This is a genomic window from Dietzia sp. CW19 (genome assembly GCF_014145265.1).
Lineage (GTDB): Bacteria > Actinomycetota > Actinomycetes > Mycobacteriales > Mycobacteriaceae > Dietzia > Dietzia natronolimnaea.
The window spans coordinates 1-1,252 of the sequence record NZ_JAALEE010000005.1 but is presented as its reverse complement, the minus strand read 5'-3'; the positions used below and the strand labels follow the sequence as shown (position 1 = coordinate 1,252).

Annotated in this window: 2 protein-coding genes; both read left to right on the top strand. The window is 71.6% G+C overall.

The window, feature by feature from the left end; translation table 11 throughout:
* Positions 1 to 225 precede the first annotated feature (225 nt).
* The gene (locus tag G6021_RS00120; RefSeq protein WP_182618045.1) at positions 226 to 966 is read left to right on the top strand and encodes a thioredoxin domain-containing protein; all 741 of its coding nucleotides are present in this window, start codon (positions 226 to 228) and stop codon (positions 964 to 966) included.
* Between the two features lie 10 nt (positions 967 to 976).
* On the top strand, positions 977 to 1,252 hold a 276-nt coding region (locus tag G6021_RS00115), incomplete at its 3' end, for a cytochrome c biogenesis protein CcdA (protein ID WP_277817909.1).

Genomic DNA, 1,252 nt, shown 5'->3' with positions numbered 1-1,252 from the left:
GGCGGCCGGCCGCGCGACGGCACGGGATTCCGCGGTCGCCCTGGTGCACGCCGTCTCGCCGGCGGTGGTCGTCCTTGCGGCCGCGACGGCCGCCGTCCTCACCTGGTGTTCGATCCTGGCCGGTTGACACCGCCACGCCGACCACTATCTACTATGTAGCGTAGTAGAAAGTGGCCCGGTCGCGGGCCCGTCCAGGTCCCCGATCGCCCCCGCAGGAGTCCTCCCGTGTCCCGTCGTCCGAGTCTCCCGGTCATCGCGTTGTCCGTCGTGGTGGCCGTACTCCTCGCCCTGGTCGCCGTCCTCCTCGCCCGGGATGTGACCGGAGGCGATCAGTCCGCGGCCGGGTCCGCGACCGACTCCGCGGCGATGTCCGACGAGCGTCAGACCAGTCCTGAGCAGGCCCCCGGACCGGAGTCCATGGAGGGCATCGCGCGCTTGGCGGAGGGCGACCCGATGGCCATGGGCCCGGTGGACGCGCCGGTCGTGATGACCATGTACTCGGACTTCCGCTGCCCGTTCTGCGCGAAGTTCTCCCGCGAGGTGGAGCCGGCGCTGGTCGACGAGTATGTCGACGGCGGCGATCTGCGGATCGAGTGGGTCGACCTGCCGATCTTCGGAGAGGAATCGATGATCGCCGCCCGGGCCGGGCGCGCCGCCGCGGACCAGGGCAGGTTCTGGGAGTTCACCGAGGTCGTGTTCGCCGACGCCCCCGACCGTGGGCATCCGGACCTCGGCGAGGAGGAGCTGGTGGGGTACGCCGCCGCGGCCGGGGTCACCGACCTCGACCGCTTCCGAGCGGACATGACCGGCGACGAGTACGACGCGGCCATCCGGGCGGACTACCAGGCCGCCACCGCGCTGGGCGCGACCTCCACCCCGACCTTCCTCATCAACGGGACGGGGATCGTCGGCGCCCGCTCGGTCGAGACGTTCCGCACCGTCATCGACCGCTCGCTGGACGGATGAGCGGGCCCTGATGACAGAGCAGATCGGGCTCGTCGGGGGATTCCTCGGCGGCGTGCTGAGCATCCTCAGCCCCTGCTCGGCGCTGCTGCTGCCGGCCTTCTTCGCCTACGCCTTCGGCACCCGCCGGCTGCTCCTCGCCCGCACCGGCCTGTTCCTGCTCGGCCTCGCGACCGTCCTGGTCCCGCTCGGGGCGGGGATGGGGGCGATCGGCTCGCTGTTCACCGTCCATCGCGGGACCGTCACGTTGATCGGTGGCCTCGTCGTCGTCGTCCTGGGTGTCTACACC